Origin of the sequence: Neobacillus citreus, assembly GCF_018343545.2 — a bacterium.
In the GTDB taxonomy this organism is placed as follows: Bacteria; Bacillota; Bacilli; order Bacillales; family Cytobacillaceae; genus Neobacillus; species Neobacillus citreus.
The window spans coordinates 53,367-71,668 of record NZ_JAGYPE020000004.1; the positions used below are offsets into that span (position 1 = coordinate 53,367).

Annotated in this window: 17 protein-coding genes; 12 read left to right on the forward strand and 5 right to left on the reverse strand. The window is 40.7% G+C overall.

What is annotated here, in order from left to right; genetic code table 11:
- Window position 1 precedes the first annotated feature (1 nt).
- From KHB02_RS03860 to KHB02_RS03875, 4 genes are all read left to right on the forward strand, one after another.
- Window positions 2-1,384, forward strand: coding sequence for a short-chain fatty acid transporter (locus tag KHB02_RS03860; RefSeq protein WP_213139874.1), 1,383 nt, complete (start codon window positions 2-4; stop codon window positions 1,382-1,384).
- A gap of 127 nt (window positions 1,385-1,511) precedes the next feature.
- Window positions 1,512-1,871 carry a hypothetical protein gene (locus KHB02_RS03865; protein WP_213139875.1) on the forward strand — a complete coding sequence of 120 codons (360 nt, stop codon included), beginning with the start codon at window positions 1,512-1,514 and terminating at the stop codon, window positions 1,869-1,871.
- Between the two features lie 104 nt (window positions 1,872-1,975).
- Window positions 1,976-2,182, forward strand: a complete 207-nt coding sequence (locus tag KHB02_RS03870; RefSeq protein ID WP_213139876.1) for a hypothetical protein — start codon at window positions 1,976-1,978, stop codon at window positions 2,180-2,182.
- A 107-nt stretch (window positions 2,183-2,289) separates the two neighbouring features.
- Window positions 2,290-3,240: a ribose-phosphate diphosphokinase gene (locus KHB02_RS03875; protein WP_338088257.1), complete on the forward strand. Its 951-nt coding sequence runs from the start codon at window positions 2,290-2,292 to the stop codon at window positions 3,238-3,240.
- Window positions 3,241-3,370: 130 nt separating this feature from the next.
- Here the strand turns inward: KHB02_RS03875 and KHB02_RS03880 are convergent, their stop codons facing one another.
- From KHB02_RS03880 to KHB02_RS03895, 4 genes are read right to left on the reverse strand one after another with little or no spacing between them, the layout of a single operon-like run.
- Entirely contained in the window at window positions 3,371-3,598 is a 228-nt protein-coding gene (locus KHB02_RS03880) for a hypothetical protein (protein ID WP_213139878.1), read from the reverse strand.
- A 30-nt stretch (window positions 3,599-3,628) separates the two neighbouring features.
- Window positions 3,629-4,792, reverse strand: a complete 1,164-nt coding sequence (locus tag KHB02_RS03885; protein WP_213139879.1) for a Ger(x)C family spore germination protein — start codon at window positions 4,790-4,792, stop codon at window positions 3,629-3,631.
- On the reverse strand, window positions 4,770-5,897 hold the full coding sequence (locus tag KHB02_RS03890) for a GerAB/ArcD/ProY family transporter (protein ID WP_213139880.1): 1,128 nt from the start codon (window positions 5,895-5,897) through the stop codon (window positions 4,770-4,772). Before KHB02_RS03890 ends, KHB02_RS03885 begins: the two co-directional genes overlap by 23 nt.
- 13 nt (window positions 5,898-5,910) lie before the next feature.
- Window positions 5,911-7,485, reverse strand: coding sequence for a spore germination protein (locus KHB02_RS03895; protein WP_213139881.1), 1,575 nt, complete (start codon window positions 7,483-7,485; stop codon window positions 5,911-5,913).
- Between the two features lie 211 nt (window positions 7,486-7,696).
- Between KHB02_RS03895 and KHB02_RS03900 the strand changes: the two genes are divergently transcribed.
- The 5 genes from KHB02_RS03900 to KHB02_RS03920 all read left to right on the forward strand — a co-directional run bounded on the left by KHB02_RS03900 (window position 7,697) and on the right by KHB02_RS03920 (window position 12,873).
- Window positions 7,697-8,299: a TetR/AcrR family transcriptional regulator gene (locus KHB02_RS03900; protein ID WP_241113703.1), complete on the forward strand. Its 603-nt coding sequence runs from the start codon at window positions 7,697-7,699 to the stop codon at window positions 8,297-8,299.
- A complete protein-coding gene (locus KHB02_RS03905; protein WP_213139882.1) occupies window positions 8,296-9,078 on the forward strand; it encodes a crotonase/enoyl-CoA hydratase family protein in 783 nt (260 codons plus the stop codon). The genes KHB02_RS03900 and KHB02_RS03905 overlap by 4 nt, the downstream gene beginning before the upstream one ends.
- Before the next feature lie 65 nt (window positions 9,079-9,143).
- Entirely contained in the window at window positions 9,144-10,697 is a 1,554-nt protein-coding gene (locus tag KHB02_RS03910; RefSeq protein ID WP_213139883.1) for a class I adenylate-forming enzyme family protein, read from the forward strand.
- A gap of 343 nt (window positions 10,698-11,040) precedes the next feature.
- Window positions 11,041-12,279, forward strand: coding sequence for a serine/threonine transporter SstT (gene sstT, locus KHB02_RS03915; protein WP_213139884.1), 1,239 nt, complete (start codon window positions 11,041-11,043; stop codon window positions 12,277-12,279).
- Window positions 12,280-12,396: 117 nt separating this feature from the next.
- Complete coding sequence (locus tag KHB02_RS03920) at window positions 12,397-12,873, forward strand: hypothetical protein (protein ID WP_213139885.1); 477 nt, start codon at window positions 12,397-12,399, stop codon at window positions 12,871-12,873.
- Between the two features lie 69 nt (window positions 12,874-12,942).
- Here the strand turns inward: KHB02_RS03920 and KHB02_RS03925 are convergent, their stop codons facing one another.
- The gene (locus KHB02_RS03925) at window positions 12,943-14,139 is read right to left on the reverse strand and encodes a CynX/NimT family MFS transporter (protein ID WP_213139886.1); all 1,197 of its coding nucleotides are present in this window, start codon (window positions 14,137-14,139) and stop codon (window positions 12,943-12,945) included.
- 254 nt (window positions 14,140-14,393) lie between these two features.
- On the opposite strand from KHB02_RS03925, the gene KHB02_RS03930 reads away from it, so the two are divergent.
- The 3 genes from KHB02_RS03930 (at window position 14,394) to glnA (ending at window position 17,899) form a co-directional block, all read left to right on the forward strand.
- Window positions 14,394-15,662: a S8 family peptidase gene (locus tag KHB02_RS03930; RefSeq protein WP_213139887.1), complete on the forward strand. Its 1,269-nt coding sequence runs from the start codon at window positions 14,394-14,396 to the stop codon at window positions 15,660-15,662.
- A 112-nt stretch (window positions 15,663-15,774) separates the two neighbouring features.
- Entirely contained in the window at window positions 15,775-16,275 is a 501-nt protein-coding gene (locus KHB02_RS03935) for a hypothetical protein (protein WP_213139888.1), read from the forward strand.
- Between the two features lie 259 nt (window positions 16,276-16,534).
- Window positions 16,535-17,899: a type I glutamate--ammonia ligase gene (gene glnA, locus KHB02_RS03940; RefSeq protein WP_213139889.1), complete on the forward strand. Its 1,365-nt coding sequence runs from the start codon at window positions 16,535-16,537 to the stop codon at window positions 17,897-17,899.
- The last annotated feature ends 403 nt before the right edge of the window (window positions 17,900-18,302 follow it).

Here is an 18,302-nt window from a genome sequence, read left to right on the forward strand (position 1 = left end):
AATGAAAACGAATCTGCAAAATGAATCACCAAAATCTTCGCTAAATAACCAGAATAATATTGTTGCAAAAATTGGGCTTTTCTTTGCCAAAATTGCAGAAAGATGGCTGCCGGATGCCTTCGTTTTTGCTGTTTTACTTACGGTGATCACGTTTCTTGGCGGAATGTTCATCACAGATAAGTCGCCGGTAGACATGGCCATTTATTGGGGAGACGGTTTTTGGGGACTGTTAACCTTTACCGCGCAAATCATCACTACGTTCATCATGAGTTACGCTTTAGCTTTAACAAAACCAGTTTCGAAAACACTTGAATCAATCGCCGGAATTTGTAAAACGCCGACTTCTGCTATTTTACTAGTGACTTTTACGTCGCTTTTTGCCTCACTGATCAGCTGGGCATTTGGACTTGTGGTCGCCGGCATTATCGCGAAGCTAGTGGCGAAAAAGGTACGGGATGTGGATTACCGAGTCCTAGTTGCCGCTGGATATTCAGGATTTGTCATCTGGGAGGGCGGCCTTTCTTCCTCACCGGCTTTGTTCGTAGCGACAAAGGATCATGTTTTTCAAGATAAAATTGGCATCATTCCAACATCTGAGACGCTTTTCTCACCTTTAAATTTGGCCATCGTCATCATCACCTTCTTCACTTTGCCATTCATCATGAAACTAGTCCATCCAAAAAGAAAAGAAGACCGCTTTATTATTGATCAAAAACTGTTGGAAGACAAAATTGAAGTGGACACAAAAGATTCTGAGACCAATTACCTCAATGATAAATTAGAAAAAAGCAGACTTATCACCGTTTTCGGAGGGCTTTTAGGATTATCTTACCTAATCAATCACTTTGTGAAAAATGGCTTCTCACTGGATTTAAATACGGTCAACCTCATCTTCTTAACGTTTGCTCTTTTATTATATGGAAACGTCCGCGACCTTGGAAAAGGGATTTTGAAGGCGTCAGGCAGCGTCGGCCAATTTGCTTTACAATACCCGTTCTACGCTGGAATCATGGGGATGATGGGTGCTTCAGGTTTGGCGTTATGGATTTCCGATTTATTCACGGATATTTCCACGAGCAATACTTTGCCATTATTTACATTTTGGGCGGCGGGACTGCTGAACATGTTTATTCCATCCGGTGGCGGGCAATGGGCTGTTCAGGCGCCGATGGTTATTCCTGCTGCACTAGAGATGGGTGTGAATCCGGCAAAAGTGGTCATGGCCGTTGCCTGGGGCGATGCCTGGACCAACATGATCCAGCCTTTCTGGGCCATCCCGCTTTTAGCCATCGCTGGCCTGAAAATCCGCGACATCATGGGCTTCACCGTCATCACACTTGTTTACACGGGAATCATTATCTCAGTTTGTATGTATATTTTTTAAAAAGTAAAGTAAGTGCCGGGCATCATTCATTGACAGGTGCCTGGCACTTTTCGTTTTGTAATATAATATAAGTTCTAAACATACACTTTTCCTAGGAAAACATTATGTTTTCAGGGGTGATGGAAACATGCAATTCGAAATGCAAAAAGCGATCATGCTCGCTGAAAATATAAATAACTTTATTAAATTTGTCCATAAGACCCACGCAAATAAAAATAGTGTTTATGTAAATGTGGATAAGGTGTATCAAATGAAACTAATCATGGAGGAGTTTCAGTATCAAATCATCGCAGATGAACTTATTAGGATTAATCGATTTTCCTGGGATGGAAAATACACTCATTATTTAGTGAACCGGTTTCAAGAAGGGCACGACATTATTGAAGAGTATGTAAAAAATAACTACGATGATTTATTTATTTTCTCGGGAAGACTCTATACGCTAAAAAATCTCGTCTTATCATTCAGCAAAAAGAAACGTTATTAACAGTTGTTCTTAATAATTTCAAAAATTGAATGGCTTTTCAAAAGGATTTTCACCCTCCAACATCGAATAATGAATAGTAACAACATAAGTTAGGAGTGGGGGAAATGAAAATTAAAGTCGTCATGGATTCTGGGAAGGAATATGTCATTAGCGAAAAGGATTATTCATTAAAAGACTTCACTCGAACGTTTTATACTGATTCAGCAAATGGTGAAAAAACCTTGCATAACACGCTGGTATATTTAGACAGAGACGAGAAAATTGTCATCAATCCAACACGGATTTCCTCTGTGGAGGTAATTGAAAAATAATAATGGGTGCATCCTTTCGAGGGTGCTTTTTTATTTTTAAGCAAAATTTTATCCTTGTCCCAATTGAATGTTATAATAATAGAAAAAGTATTTTTGGAGGAAACAAGGTGCCTTATCAATTAAATAAAGACTTCAAAATGTTTACCTTAAATTCAAACCGCAAGCTGGCAGAAGAAATGGCTGAACTTTTAGGCTGTACGTTAGGCCGAAGCTCCGTGAAGCAATTTAGCGATGGTGAAATTCAAATTAGCATAGAAGAAAGTGTTCGCGGAAGTGAAGTCTTCTTAGTCCAATCTACTTCACATCCAACGAATGTACATATTATGGAGCTTCTTATCATGATTGATGCCTTGAAACGAGCTTCTGCAAAAGTGATTAACATTGTTGTGCCATATTACGGCTATGCCCGCCAAGACAGGAAAGCAAGATCGCGGGAACCGATTACAGCAAAACTTGTCGCGAATCTTCTGGTTTCAGCTGGTGCCAGCAGGATTATTACGATGGATTTCCATTCCCCGCAGGTACAAGGTTTTTTTGATATACCTGTAGAGCATTTAACCGGGATTCCGATTCTTTCAAAGTATTTTGAAGAAAAAGGATTAGAAGATATCGTTGTGGTTGCACCGCATAACGGCGGGGTAGTTAGAGCGAGAAAAATGGCCAGCCTGTTAAATGCCCCGATTGCCTTGATTGACCGGCGCCGCCCTGAGCACGATACAACTGATATTATGAACATTATTGGAAACATTCAAGGAAAGAATGCAATTATTGTGGATGATCTCATTGATACAGCAGGGACCATTACAACTGGAGCAAATGCCATGATGGAAAAAGGGGCGAAGGCTGTCTATGCCTGCTGCACACACCCGCTGCTTTCCGGTCCAGCAGTCAGCAGAATCGAATCATCTTCGATAAAAGAATTGGTGGTAACCAATACAATTTCCATTCCGGAAGAAAAGAGAAGCGGTAAAATGACGATATTGTCCGTTGGTCCATTGCTAGTTGAAGCCATCGATCGGGTTCATAATAAAAAAGCCGTCAGTCCTTTATTTGAATAACGTTTTACGAAACAATCCACCCTTAGTCCAGTGCTAGGGTGGATTGTTTATTTTTCCGGAAGTAAAAAATGGATTACCGTCGGATAGGGTCTTCTAACTGTCGGATAACAACCGTTAACTGTCGTAAAGCCTATTTTTCGATCAACCTTCCTAATGGCTTGTAAATCCAGTCAATCATTTGAGTGGGGCCTGGCATTTCTGGAAAAAAAATAAGTAAAATAGATAGAAACAATCCAAGGAAGGTTAGTGATAGAAATGCTGCTTTTTCTTTCTTTTGATGCTTTTTTAGTTTTGGCCATTGATAAAGAAACATGGAGATGGCAATGAATAAACTGGCTATCACCAGACCCCATTTCATGATTTCACCTCTTTTTCTCCTGCAAGTGTGTTAAGAAGTTAGGCCCTGCCTGCGAATATGGGATTTTGTATCAAATTTTAATTCAACATTGGGATAGATTTCATTCCAGCTATTTTTTTTCTTATTCCATACATCTGGATATTTACGGTGAAAGGCTTCAGCAAATCCAAAAATATCGGCTTTCATCTCCTCTTGCACTTGAGTCCTGGCCTGTTTTATTCTTTTTTCAACCTCTTTCGCTAACAGAGGTTCAAGAGATTTTACAACAACCGGATCAGATACATCTAAATTTGTTGTATTTTGAACGATATCACTGGCAGATTCTGATTTAAGCGTGATTGTCCAAATGCCATTCTGTATTTTCGGTACCAGCTTTGATTGTGCTTGCAATACATTGACTGAGATATAACCATTTGTTTTTGGAGGCTTAATCGTAATCACTCCTAACAAAATCTCATTTCTTAGCCAAAGAACGCCCCTTGTAACAGAATCGTCAATGATTCCCACCATTTTATCCTTTTTGAAAATGGCGGTACCTGTACTATATGCAATCGTCTGCAACGGTTTATCCTTACTTTCAGGGGGAAGGATGGTAATCCACGGCAGCGCACAATCACCTGAATCACCAAGCAGCATTTGGGCCAATTTTTTGGTGGTAATGTTTAATCCCAATTTATGCTGGCTTAATTCCTTCAAAACCTCGGACAAATCACGTTCGAGCGGGGGCATAAGTCTTAATAACTTTTTCGCCTTTTGGCTGCTGACAAAAATTTGCCCGCGTTCTCGGAGCGTTGGATGCCGCATGATAAAGTCAACATGTTCGGCAATCCCCTTTTTGGCAAGCTCCTCATGAAGGAGGAAAACATCAGTGTGGCCCCAAAAGATTTTCCGTGGCAGTTTCTCCTGAAGTTTGGCCATGGCATCTGCAACGGTTTTCCCGACAGCTGATCTTACCAGGGTTTGACTCGCTCCGGTGTTGCTGCTTTCCATTGCCTGAGCATTACTGCCGCCTTTAGGAATATAAACAAGAACAGTAAGCTCAATCTTATCATCTGCAAATTTGTCAAAACCTGCAGCAGTAATTAAGGCCAAATCATTTACTTCATTCCTGTCCCAGCAGCCAGAGAGCAAAATGACTGAACAAATAAGAATAAAATAGAGCAGTCCTTTTTCACTGATTGACCGGTGTTTCATTCTGCTTATTTCCTTTCCGCTGTCCGAGTTTTTTTCGAATGGATGCAGTCATCAGCAGGATAACTGGAAGCATTACCTGAATGGATAAAATATAAATTGCCCCCGATGTTGCAAGAAAATGGGATAATTCCTGAAGATCCCGCGCTGCCCAAAGCCCTTGTAAGAGAATTAAGAAACCAATCGGCAGCACGATTGGGCGGTAATCTGATAGCTTAAGCCACTGGGCGGTGCCTAGAGCAAGTGCATAATAAAAAACCGTAATTTTGATAAAGGTCCCGGCAATCCAAATCGCCATTACAATCGATTCCAAATGTTCCAAGAAATCAGCGATACTAATGTAACGGGCTGCCACCATCACAGGGTAGGTGAGGGAAGCGGTCAAATTTCCAAACAATAAGAGAGTCATGATATTGGTAAGAACCATTAGAAACAAGACGATGAAAACCGCTATAAATCCCCATTTAACCCCTTTTTTCTGATTTGTCACATATGGCAATAAAAAAGAGACCAGGATGAACTCACTGTACCAGCTTTGCGGGACAATCGACCCCATTAACGAAGGCATAATCCCTTTTTCCATAATGGGAAACAGATTATTTACTTCCAAATCTTTGATGAGCAGAATGAAAAGCAAGATGTAGAGAAGAACCACGACGGGAACGATGATTTCTGAGGCTCTACCCATCACTTCCAGGCCGCCAAGAACTGCAAACGAACAAACAACTACCATGGTTCCGATTATAACGCCCATTGGGGTATGGAACAGTGCGGCGCCGGATACAAACTCGCCGTATTCCCGCACGATAATCCCTGTTATGTGCAAATAGAAAAATAGAAAAATGCCCCCAATCAATTTTCCGAATATTTTACCAAGAATTTGTTCGCTATATTCAATAATAGTTTGTTTTGGAAAAAGTTTATTCAATTGATAGGATAAAAACACAACGAAAAAACCGGTTCCGGACGCCCATATTGGGGACAGCCATAAATCATGATGGGCGTGTTTGGCGGTTATCGATGGCACCAACAGAAGCACAGTTGCGATGATAGCCGGGATCATTAGCAAGGCCATTTGAACCGGCGAAATTTTACCTTGTTCCAGCATGGTAAGTCAGCTCCTATTCCTTTCCTTTTAGAGGAGAAGGCTGTTGTCCATTTGGCTGGCGGACCTTATTATAATCATCTGTCCAATGGGGCCGCTTCTTAAAAGACCACCAGGGCGCCCTGATGATGGAGTCCTTCAACTCTGAATTTCTAATTGGCGCCAAGGGCTGCAGATAGGGAACTCCAAAGGAACGAAGTGTACACATATGAACAATGATCGTAAGAAGTCCGAGCATGATGCCAACTAATCCCAATGTACCAGCCAGAAACATGATGGGGAACCGAAGAATCCTAAGGACAATCGATGCACTGTAACGCGGGATTAAAAAGGAAGCAATCCCAGTAATCGCCACTGCCATGACCATTGGTGCTGAAACCAAACCCGCCGAGACAGCTGCTTGACCAATGACAAGGGCACCGACAATGCTAACCGCTGAACCAATGTTCTTAGGCAATCGGATGCCGGCCTCTCGAAGTGCCTCGAATGAAACTTCCATGAGCAATGCTTCTACCAGTGCCGGGAAAGGGATTTGTTCCCGCGATTTTGCAACGCTGATTAACAGGGTAGTGGGAATCATTTCCTGATGGTATGTCAGGATGGCTACGTAAACGGAAGGCAGCAACAAGGCCACCAGCAAAAAGACATAACGAAGCCACCGAATCAGCGTTCCAATGATAAACCCTTCATAATAATCCTCTGGTGACTGCAGCAGGGAGTAAAAGGTCGTTGGAGCAATCAAGGCGAAGGGAGTCCCATCGGTTAAGATGACCACGTTACCTTCCAGTAAGCTTGCAGCTGCAATATCCGGGCGCTCAGTATTTAAAATTAATGGAAAAGGAGAGTAAGGATGATCTTTGATAAACTCCTCGATATATCCACTCTCGAGAATGCCGTCAATATCAATCCGATTTAAACGGTTTTGAACCTCTTCGATTAGCGTTTGATCGGCAATACCTTCGATGTACATGATGACGACTTGTGTTTGGCTATAGCGTCCTATTTGAATGGATTTCATTTTCAATTTAGGACTTCTTATTTTCCTGCGCAGGAGGACAATATTTGTGCTTAACGTTTCAATAAAGCCATCCCTCGGACCCCGGACCACAGTTTCTGCAGTCGGTTCTTGAAGTGAACGTTTTTCCCATTTAGGAATTCCGGCGGAAATTCCTTTTGATTGATGGTCTATTAAAATGATCGGATTTCCTGATGAAACCTCATTAACCAAATCATCATAGGTTTGTATTTCTTTTATATTAGAAACCGTTAGGGTCTTTTCAATTAGAGCATGGAAATCCGGTTCTGTTTCTAGCTCTAAACGCATTAACGGTGTTAAAAGGTTATTATCGATTTCTTCGACGTTTGACATGCCGTCAACATAGATAAGAACAGCTTTTGATTCATTTCCGATTATAAAATACCGGAACTTTATATCGGCACAATCCGCATAGATGGATTCCAATTTTTGTACATTATCATCTAAATGGATAGATAAACGATCCTTACTCAAAAGCGATTGTTGTTCATCTAGAACCATTTGACTCTTTTCATTTATAATTTGTGATAATAATTTCCTTTTACGGAATTTCATGTACCATTTCCCCTGTATTTTTAAGTGCTCTTGCCAATATTCCACATTTTCTCAATGTTAGTATGATTTGGTGTCCCAGATTTTATGCAGACAGTACAGTCGTATGTAGTTTAAGAGTTGGAATAAAAGGTGTTATAGTTGACAGAAAATTCGTTAAAGTATTATTATTTATATTGAACGTTCATTATAAATAAAAAAAGGGGGTGCCATTGTGCCAAAAGTAGGAATGGAAGACATCAGGAAAGAGCAAGTAATTGTGGCCGCGAAAAATTGTATTATTTCAAAGGGGCTTTCAAATTTGTCCATGAAAGATATAGCCGAGGAAGCCGGTATCAGCACGGGGATTATTTATCATTATTTTAAAAGCAAGGAAGATTTGCTTATGCAGGTTCTCAAGGTTTCATTTCGCCGGTCCCATGAAAAGGTAATGGAAACAGTTGAACCGCTGCAAAATCCGGAAGACAAATTGATGAAGCATTTGGAAAATATTAATGTGGTTTCAAAAGAAAATCCTGAATACATGGCCGTTTTTTTAAATTATTTGGGCGAGGCAAATCATAATCCGCAAATCCGTAAAATTATCAATAAGTTTTTTAACAACCTAGTAGATTATACCCAGCAATATTTAGGTGATGTATCCAATAAGGGAACGCAGCTAAAAAACTTACCTGTCATGATTATCGCAATGGGTATCGGCCTGGGGACGATGTGGACAATGAATAATCAATTATATGACATGGACGAGATGGAACTAAACTTTAAAGATTTAATTTCTAGTTATTTAAACGGGAGAGTAGGAGGCAGTCAAGAATGAATGTGATTATGGAGAAAAAGGGGAAGGTCTGTACGATTACGATTAACCGACCTGAAGTGAGAAATGCTGTTGATCGGAGGACCGCTAAGGAGCTGGCGGATGCATTTAGAAAATTTGAAAATGACGATACATTAAGGGTTGCTGTTCTGCATGGTGCAGGCGGAACCTTTTGTGCAGGCGCCGATTTGAAGGCGCTTTCTAAAGATGAAGGAAATGAAATGAACCTTGACATGTTAAAGGATGGTCCAATGGGACCTAGCAGAATGCACTTATCCAAACCGGTAATTGCTGCAGTATCAGGTTACGCGGTTGCTGGCGGTATAGAGCTTGCCCTTTGGTGTGATCTGAGGGTGATGGAACGAGATGCTGTCATGGGTGTGTTTTGCCGGAGATTTGGTGTTCCGCTTGTGGATGGCGGAACGCAAAGACTGCCAAGGTTAATCGGTATGAGCCGAGCATTGGACTTGATTTTAACTGGCCGGCCTGTATACGCGGAAGAGGCGCTGCTGATTGGTTTAGCAAACCGTGTCGTTGAAACAGGGACAGCTAAGGAAGAGGCAGAAAAACTTGCTGCGGAAATTGCCGAGTTTCCACAAGCTTGCATGATAAGTGACCGGGAAGCAGTTTATCGGGGCTTTGATCAAGACTTTGATAAGGCCATGCAGCTGGAGTTCTTGTTAGGGGTGAATGTCGTTAATAGTGGAGAAACGAGAGAAGGTGCCACCCGTTTTTCAAAAGGACAGGGCAGGCACGGAGAATTCGGACTGAACTTGAAATAGACGGGTAATGGATCTTATTCGTAATTGAATGTTAGAAATATATTCTTATCGGGGAGGAATCGTTAGTGAATGCAGCTGAATTAATCAAAAGAGGTGCCGTTTATTTCCCTAATCATACAGGAGTTATTTTTCAAGGGCAAAAATTAACGTTCGATCAAGTTTATCGGAATAGCAATCGCTTAGCCAATGCCCTGTTGAGCCTTGGTCTCAAAAAAGGGGACCGGGTGGCATTTTTGCTGGCAAATTCCCTTCAAAGTGTTGAAATTGATTTTGCACTTCTCCTTACTGGGATTATCAGAGTCCCACTTAATACAAGATTATCAGAGAATGAACATATTCATATGATTAAGGAGACCGGTGCCAGTGCGCTTTTATATACAGAGGAATTTAGTGAACGAGCCGCACAAATAAAAATTCATTGTGAAAATCTCCGTTACTTCTGCCAAATGAATGGTTCCACAAGAGAACCATGGATGATTAATATGCCGGAATTTGTTAAAGGTGTTTCCGAAGAGGAACCGTCAGTGAAAGTACATGAATCCGATATTGCCACTATTCAATATACTTCAGGAACAACTGGTACACTTAAAGCAGCCGTTCATACTCAAGAAATTTGGACAGCTATTAGCAATAATATCTTATCATCATTAGATATCCACGAAGGAGATACAATGCTTCACGCGGCGCCATTGACCCATGCGTCAGGTACGTTGGTGCTTCCGCATTGGGTATCAGGTGCAGCAAATTCCATTCTGTCAGGCTTCAATCCCGAACAATATCTTCAAACCATACACCATGAAAAACCTACCACATTGAATTTAGTTCCAACCATGATTGTCATGCTATTGTCCCAGCCTAATGTCGAACAGTATTCCTTTGAATCCGTTAGAAATATTATATATGGTGCGTCACCGATGCCTCGTGAAGCTTTGCGGCGCGGACTCGCCTTATGGGGCCCAAAATTTGTTCAATACTACGGCCAAACGGAGGCACCGCTGATTCTTTCCATTTTAAACAAACAGGACCATACCATCGGTGGAGAGGAAGGCGAAGAAAGATTGCTGTCCTGTGGCCGACCCGTTCCGACTGCATCTATTAAAATAGTTGATGAATTCGGTGAGGAGCGCCAAGCTGGGGAAATTGGCGAGATTGCTGTAAAATCCAGTCAAGCTATGCTTGGTTATTGGAATGAACCTGTATTAACAGATGAAACGATAAAAGATGGCTGGGTACATACCCGGGATATGGGATACCTCGATAAAAAAGGTTATTTATTCTTGGTTGACCGTAAATCAGATATGATCATTTCAGGTGGTTTTAACGTGTATCCGCGGGAAGTGGAGGAAATCCTCTATCAGCATCCGGCGGTGATGGAAGCCGCTGTAGTTGGTGTTCCGGATGAAAAATGGGTAGAAACAGTGAAGGCATATGTCGTTCTCAAAGACGGCCAAACAGTATCTGAAGAAGAACTTATCATATTTTGTAAAGAGAAGTTAGCTTCATATAAAAAGCCTTCTTCTATTGAATTCATTGAATCCTTGCCAAAAAGTCCGGTAGGAAAAGTAGTCCGCCGCCTATTGAGGGACCCACACTGGGAAGGGAAAGAAAGGAAAATCTAGTCAATCGAAAATAAAAGATAGCTAAGTAACCCACCCTTTTTGTCTATGAGGGTGGGTTTTGTTTTCTAAAAAGCTGACGTCTTAAGGGAACTGTTTATATTATTATACCATTCGCTAATAGAGGGGATTGTGATATTATTGTGTTAATAATAATTTGGACAGGGAATAAACTTGATAGATTTCTAAGATTTTATATTTATAGGAATTTTTCAAATATTCTATATATAAATAGTTGAAAATAATACTATTGTGAGATATCTAAATATTCTTTATAATAATGTTAGGCAATAGGGTTTGGCAGAGATATTTTTTACGTAAATAATAAAAAAGTGGGGGAGTTTATTTGAAAAACCTATTGAAAAAGTGGAATCAAGTAAGTCTAGTAAAACAAATCATTGTTGGTTTGATTATTGGTATTATCCTAGCTTTAACGGTTCCTGCAGTAGCAAAGCCGCTAGTCATTTTCGGTTCATTATTTGTCGGTGCTTTAAAAGCCATTGCACCTGTATTGGTACTTTTCTTGGTTATGTCGGCCATCGCGCAGCACAAGAGCGGTCAACAAACGAATATGAAATCCATTCTCGTTCTTTATCTCTTAGGTACATTTCTAGCAGGATTAATCGCAGTAATTATAAGCTTTATTTTCCCAGTAAATTTAACTCTTGCAAAAGGCGCCGAGGATATGACAGCTCCTGGGGGTGTTGTAGAGGTTCTGAAAACTCTACTTCTGAATGTTGTTGATAACCCTGTCAAAGCCATCTTTAATGCGAACTATATCGGAATCTTAGCTTGGGCAGTTGTTCTTGGTATTGCATTGAAAAATGCTCCGGATACAACAAAAACAATGATTTCGAACTTTTCCGATGCTGTCTCCAAAATGGTCACTTGGGTCATTAAGTTGGCACCGCTAGGCATCATGGGTCTTGTTATCGACTCGATTACGACAAATGGTATTGATTCTTTGCTTAGCTATGGAAAATTGCTAGTCATTTTACTCGGCTGTATGATTTTTGTGGCGCTTGTCGTCAATCCGCTTATCGTTTTCGTTGCTACACGTCAAAACCCGTTCCCACTTGTGTTTATGTGTCTTAAGGAAAGCGGCATTACAGCCTTCTTTACACGTAGTTCTGCTGCCAATATTCCGGTTAATATGAAATTATGTGAAAAACTAGGTTTGGATAAGGATACTTACTCTGTTTCTATTCCATTAGGAGCAACCATCAATATGGCTGGTGCTGCTGTAACAATTTCCGTGTTGACATTGGCTGCAGTTCACACGCTGGGTATTCATGTAGACATCCCGACAGCGATCATCCTAAGCGTTCTGTCGGCAGTATGTGCTTGCGGTGCTTCGGGGGTTGCGGGCGGATCCTTATTATTGATTCCACTGGCATGTTCCCTATTTGGAATCCCAAATGACGTGGCAATGCAAGTTGTCGGCGTAGGTTTTATCATCGGTGTTTTACAGGATTCCTGTGAAACAGCATTGAACTCCTCAACAGACGTATTGTTCACGGCTACTGCTGAACACCGTAAGAACCGTTTAGAAGGTAAGAAATCTTTCATCCGTAAATCTGCATAAGGCTATAAGCCCTCTATCTGGGATAGAGGGCTTTTTTAATTAAGTTGGTGATTTAAATGCAAAATATTATAATGTAGGTTAAAATGATATTTTATAGATAGAAATTTGGAGGATATTATGCTAACTTTTGAAGAAAAACTGGCTGTAATCGAATCATTTCCCGAACTTGAGAAGGTAAATGTTTCACTAGGACGAGTAAATTTCCAATATAACGAAAGTGTTTATGAAAAGAAAAATGTGGTGTACCATCTCCATCCAAATGGAAATGGATTCGTATATGCCGGCCGCATATCCCAATATCAAACCGATTCAAAAGGGATGGTTAATATTCGGGACTACTCGGAGGAAGAGTTAAAAAAACTGATTAGAGACTCCATTAATAGCTTGTCTGCTGTTGAAAAGCCTATCGAAGAGGAAGCGATTATTGGGGATAACGAAGAGGAACGATGGGTCAATGGGGAGAATCAAGTTCTGTTATTAGTGAACGAGGATGAAACCTGGAATATTTATTTCGGACTCAATCTCGAAGAAACTTTCGGTACACGGGAAGAGGCAGAAATATTTTTAGTTGAAGAAGGCTTTAGAAGAAGATAGTTTTTCTTAATGAAGAAAAAAATGCCGGTTACTCTTATTTACAAAGGAGTACCGGCATTTTTTTAGTTTTTAACTAATTTTTTTCAATGGTTCACGAAATACATATTGATTTCTTCCCGCACCAATACCTGCAACGGTTAACATGACATTTATAATTGCTAAAACGAATAACGGGATCGTCCATGACTGGGTCTGGTCGAAAAGGAAACCAATCAAACTAGGACCGATTGCTGCCAGCAGATAGCCGATTGATTGAGACATGCCCGATAAACTCGCTGCTTGCTTGGCATCGGTTGTTCTTAAACCGATAAAGGTAAGGGCTAAACTGAAGCTTGCACTCTGGGCAACTCCTATAAAAATAACGGACGTTATTAATAATATGGTATTACTACTAAAGATAAGTCCAAATAACCCAACTAAGTGAAGAATTCCTAAAAAGAGAACCATTCCTTTTTGATGTCGAAAACGTTCGGCTATGACCGGAGTCATAAACGTGGCCGGAAGTCCCGCCAATTGCATGATAGAAAGGATCCAGCCTGCTAAAGTCAAGCTCATCCCATGGCTTTCTAAAATGGCCGGCAACCAGGCGATTGTGCAGTAAAACAAAAATGATTGTAGTCCTATAAAAAAGGTAACCTGCCAGGCCAATGCAGAAGACCATAGGCCTTTATTTCCGGAAGGTATGTTCTCGACCGGTTTACGGACGCTTGTTTCACGAAGCTGCGGGAACCAAATAATCATTGCCATCACGGCTAATACGGCCCAAAAAGCTAGAGCTGTTTTCCAGCCTAAAGCCATCCCTTGGGCTAGCGGCACAATAATCCCAGACCCAAGCGCAGCAAAGGTACTAAGTGCTGTCGTATAGGTGCTTGTCATGATTCCGACCTTATCCGGGAATTTCAGCTTTACTAAACTAGGCAGGAGGACATTCCCGACTGCGATGCCAACTCCGATCAGAAGGGTGCCGAGAAAAACGGTTGGGATGTAACCAAGTGACCGTATGATAATTCCTATAAATAAGATAAAAAGACCGAAAAATATAGTTCGTTCATTGCCATAGGTGCGGCTGATTCTTGGTGCAAGCACGGAAATGATGGCAAATGATAGTAATGGCAGAGTGGTAATAAATCCGGCTGTTCCGTTTGAAATGCCTAAGTCTGTACGGATAAATCCGATGAGGGGGCCCACAGATGTGAGGGCAGGCCGTAAATTAAACGCTACAAAAATAATCCCGATGACGAGTAGGGTTCTATTCATTTTTTTCATTCTGTTCCTCCAAGGTGAAAAGAAAGAGAGCTTCCTTTTTTATTCATAACCATAATCATATCATTTTATTGGCTCTAAATGCATTAAATTCATATAGAAAAATGAGAACCCATAATTGTATTATGTTAACTAAGGGCTATAAAGAAATTTTCCCAACTTTTATCAATGTAAACGCATTCATATATGAGTGATTCAAAAATAAACTCAATATTGCGGTTGAATGCCGCTACATAAAAAAGAGAGGGGAAGAGGGAATGAAAAAGTCAAAAAAGGTGGGTTCTGCAATACTTGGTTTGTTAATGGGGGCATCCTTGTTTTCGACCGGAGCATTCGGTCAAGGTCCTGACTCAAATGAAACATTTAGAGTTATGATTGAAGGGCCAAGTGCAGAAATGGCAAAAGCAAAGCAAAATGTTGGCGTTCGCTGGGACTTTGGGACAGAAGGCTTCACAACGACTATAAATACCAAGCAATATGAAGCATTATTGAATAATAAGAATATAAAGATTGAAAGAGTACCAGAGGTGCATTTGGATCGAGTTGAAAATGCGCCGAATGGAAAAGTTGGTGCAACCGCCATAACCTCTCTGCCGGACGACCGGACACCATGGGGAATTCAGGCAATTTATAATGATCCGTATATTAGCAGCACATCTGGCGGGACGGGGATTAAAATTGCTGTATTAGATACAGGTGTATATATAAATCATTATGATTTAGTTGGAAATGGTGAGCAATGTAAAGATTTTACGCAATCTTCATCCTCAATAGTTAATGGCACTTGTACAGACCGAAACGGGCATGGCACACACGTAGCCGGTACAGCTAATGCTCACGGAGCTTCTGATGGATTAGGAGTCTATGGTGTAGCACCACAGGCTAAGCTTTGGGCTTACAAGGTGTTAAATGACCAAGGCTCCGGTTATTCTGATGATATTGCTGGTGCTATTCGCCATGCCGCAGATGAAGCAGTTAGAACTGGTTCAAAAGTAGTCATTTCCATGTCACTTGGTTCTAGCGGAAAAGACACCATGATTGCCAGCGCCGTGGATTACGCCTACAGCAAAGGTACGCTGATTGTCGCCGCGGCCGGAAACAGCGGCTATGCCGATAATACCATTGGTTATCCGGGGGCCTTGAAAAACGCTGTAGCCGTTGCTGCTTTGGAAAATGTTCAACAAAACGGAACGTATCGAGTCGCAAATTATTCGTCCCGCGGCAACTCCTCTACTGATGGTGACTATATTATCCAGGAGCGTGATGTTGAAATTTCAGCGCCAGGCAGTAACATTCAATCTACCTGGTACGATGGAAATTACAATACCATCAGCGGAACTTCGATGGCCACCCCGCATGTTTCAGGGTTAGCAGCGAAAATTTGGTCCTCCAATTTATCCTGGACCAACACTCAGCTCCGCGCAGAACTGCAAAGAAGAGCTAAACTATACGACATTAAAGGCGGTTACGGTGCAGCAACAGGGGATGACTACGCATCAGGATTTGGATTTGCCAGGGTAAAATAGTTATAGGATTCTGCCCTCCTGCCGATTGAACAATTAATAGGTTATGATATAAAATTAAGTTAATAGTTAAAAATTATAGGAATGTTTGAGACGGCTGCATGGGGGAACAGATATGGTTGTTGTAAAATCGGTAAAAATCGATGGAGAGAGTATCCATATTTTTAATAGTGCCATCTATATTTTTGAATCAAGTTCTGGATTCAGCTTGCAATTGGATCTCATTGTGAGCGAAGTGACGGTGAAAAAATATAGAAAGTTTGAAAACCTGATTATGGAAATAGAATTAGAGGACGGTCGCATCCTTCAGACCATTATGCATGCGAAAATCCTCCCAGGAGGCTTGCCACAGCTAAATTTATTTTCTGAACTTGATGATCTAAATGAATATGAGGATTTCGATAAAATCAATGAAAATGATTCATGGTTTCCTAATATTGAAGAGGGCATCACATTGGAAGAAATAAGAAAAGTGGAAATGCCGTTGGAAGAGGTTAGTTTAAAATTAAAACTGCCCATAAACCAGACTGAATGGCTTAAAGCCCAAAAAAAGAGTGTTTTGAATGAAATGTTTAAGGAAGTAATTAATGATATTATGAAAAAACAAGACCTATAAGGTAACGAACATGCTGTTAAAGCCGACATTCTAGGTAGGAATGTCGTTTTTTTAGTTTATCATACATAATTATGTATATTCATGAATAAAAATCCTCTTATAAATTTATAGTAACCTATTATCCATTATCATATTATGAAAACGCTTTCTAGAAAACTAGCATAAATATTCAAAAAAACATGCAGAAAGTACTTGTCTAATGATAGACTTTTAAATATAATGTAAGAAAATATAACATGAAATTGAGAGGTAATGTGACATGACTGAAACACTTATTTCAAATGTGGCAATTGATTCTACAACTTTAGAACAAATTAAGAAAATCATGAACGAAAAAAGTGTTGAGCTTTTGCACTTACAATTCGTCGATATTGAAGGCATCTTAAAGCATGTCACTGTTACAGTAGAGCAGTTTGATGATGTGGTTGAAGGCAAGATGATGTTTGATGGTTCTTCCATTAAAGGTTTTTCTCCGATTAATAAGTCAGACCTTTATTTGCAGCCAGACCTAAATACATTTGCGGTACTTCCTTGGACTGTTGAACAAGGTTATTCAGAAGCACGTTTCTTATGCTCCGTTAAAAACCCGGATGGTACACTATTTGAAGGTGACACGAGAAATGTCCTGAAGAAAACAGTGGAACGTGCTGCTGATCAAGGCTATACCATTTCGGTCGGTCCTGAATTGGAATTCTTCCTTTTTAAAACAGATGAAAATGGTTACCCAACTCAGGAGCTCGGCGATAAAGCTGGCTATTTCGAGCCATCTCCATATGATTTAGGTGAACGTGTTCGCCTAGAAATCTACCGTGCGTTGAAGGCAATGGGCTTTACGATTGAAGCCTCTCACCACGAGGTTGCAGAAGGGCAGCATGAAATTAACTTTAAATATGCAGATGTCCTTACTGCTGCGGACTTGGCAACTACTTATAAGTGGGTTGTTAAGACAGTTGCGAAGAAATTTGGTTTGCATGCTACCTTTATGCCAAAGCCGGTTTTCGGTATCAATGGTTCCGGAATGCACGTCAATATGTCATTCTTTGAGGGAAGCGAAAATGCATTCTTCGATCCTTCTGATGAATTACAATTATCGAAAAAAGCCTATCAATTTATTGCAGGTGTATTAGAAAATGTAAAGAGCTTTACTGCCATCACGAACCCGCTAGTAAACTCTTACAAGCGTTTGGTTCCTGGCTATGAGGCACCGTGCTATATTGCATGGTCCACATCAAATCGTTCAGCCCTTATTCGTATTCCTGCCAAAAGAGGTCTTGCGACTCGTGTAGAATTACGCTGTCCAGACCCATCATCCAACCCATATTTAACGTTTGCGGTTATTGCTTCGGCAGGCCTGGATGGAATTGAAAAAGAATTAGAAGCGCCGGTGCAAATTCAAGAGGATATTTTCCACATGAATGAAGAGGAAAGAGCATTCCGCGGCATCGACAATCTTCCGGGAAGCTTAGCTGAAGCTTTAAAAGAATTAGAGGCAGGAGAAATTGCTTCTCAAACATTGGGAGAGCACGTTTACACAGAATATGTTTCCCTGAAAAAAGGAGAATGGGACAGCTATCGTACTGCCGTTCACTCTTGGGAAATCGCAAACTACCATTCTAAATTCTAATAAAAAGTCTTAAGCACTGGGGGCTGGCCTCAGTGCTTTATTTTTTGGTTATAGAAATGGTCATATAAGAGTTCTCAGACCAAAGGGGTTTGAGAAGAAGAGTAGAAATGGTCTTATAAAAGGCTCATAAGACCAAAGTCGCTAGAAAACAAGTGTTGAAGTGGTCTTATAAAAGGTTCATAAGACTAAAGTCGCGAGAAAACAAGTGTTGAAGTGGTCTTATAAAAGGCTCATAAGACCAAAGTTGCTAGAAAACAAGTGTGAAGTGGTCTTATAAAAGGTTCATAAGACCGAAAAGGCTGGAAAGCAAGTATAGAAGTGGTCTTATAAAGAGTTCATAATACCAAAGTTGCTAGAAAACAAGTGTTGAAGTGGTCTTATAAAGAGTTCATAATACCAAAGT

Coding starts and splice junctions, on each gene's coding strand:
- KHB02_RS03860 (WP_213139874.1), top strand. CDS start 2: ATGAAAACGAATCTGCAAAATGAATCACCAAAATCTTCGCTAAATAAC.
- KHB02_RS03865 (WP_213139875.1), top strand. CDS start 1,512: ATGCAATTCGAAATGCAAAAAGCGATCATGCTCGCTGAAAATATAAAT.
- KHB02_RS03870 (WP_213139876.1), top strand. CDS start 1,976: ATGAAAATTAAAGTCGTCATGGATTCTGGGAAGGAATATGTCATTAGC.
- KHB02_RS03880 (WP_213139878.1), bottom strand. CDS start 3,598: ATGAAATGGGGTCTGGTGATAGCCAGTTTATTCATTGCCATCTCCATG.
- KHB02_RS03885 (WP_213139879.1), bottom strand. CDS start 4,792: ATGAAACACCGGTCAATCAGTGAAAAAGGACTGCTCTATTTTATTCTT.
- KHB02_RS03890 (WP_213139880.1), bottom strand. CDS start 5,897: ATGCTGGAACAAGGTAAAATTTCGCCGGTTCAAATGGCCTTGCTAATG.
- KHB02_RS03895 (WP_213139881.1), bottom strand. CDS start 7,485: ATGAAATTCCGTAAAAGGAAATTATTATCACAAATTATAAATGAAAAG.
- KHB02_RS03905 (WP_213139882.1), top strand. CDS start 8,296: ATGAATGTGATTATGGAGAAAAAGGGGAAGGTCTGTACGATTACGATT.
- KHB02_RS03920 (WP_213139885.1), top strand. CDS start 12,397: ATGCTAACTTTTGAAGAAAAACTGGCTGTAATCGAATCATTTCCCGAA.
- KHB02_RS03925 (WP_213139886.1), bottom strand. CDS start 14,139: ATGAAAAAAATGAATAGAACCCTACTCGTCATCGGGATTATTTTTGTA.
- KHB02_RS03930 (WP_213139887.1), top strand. CDS start 14,394: ATGAAAAAGTCAAAAAAGGTGGGTTCTGCAATACTTGGTTTGTTAATG.
- KHB02_RS03935 (WP_213139888.1), top strand. CDS start 15,775: ATGGTTGTTGTAAAATCGGTAAAAATCGATGGAGAGAGTATCCATATT.
- glnA (WP_213139889.1), top strand. CDS start 16,535: ATGACTGAAACACTTATTTCAAATGTGGCAATTGATTCTACAACTTTA.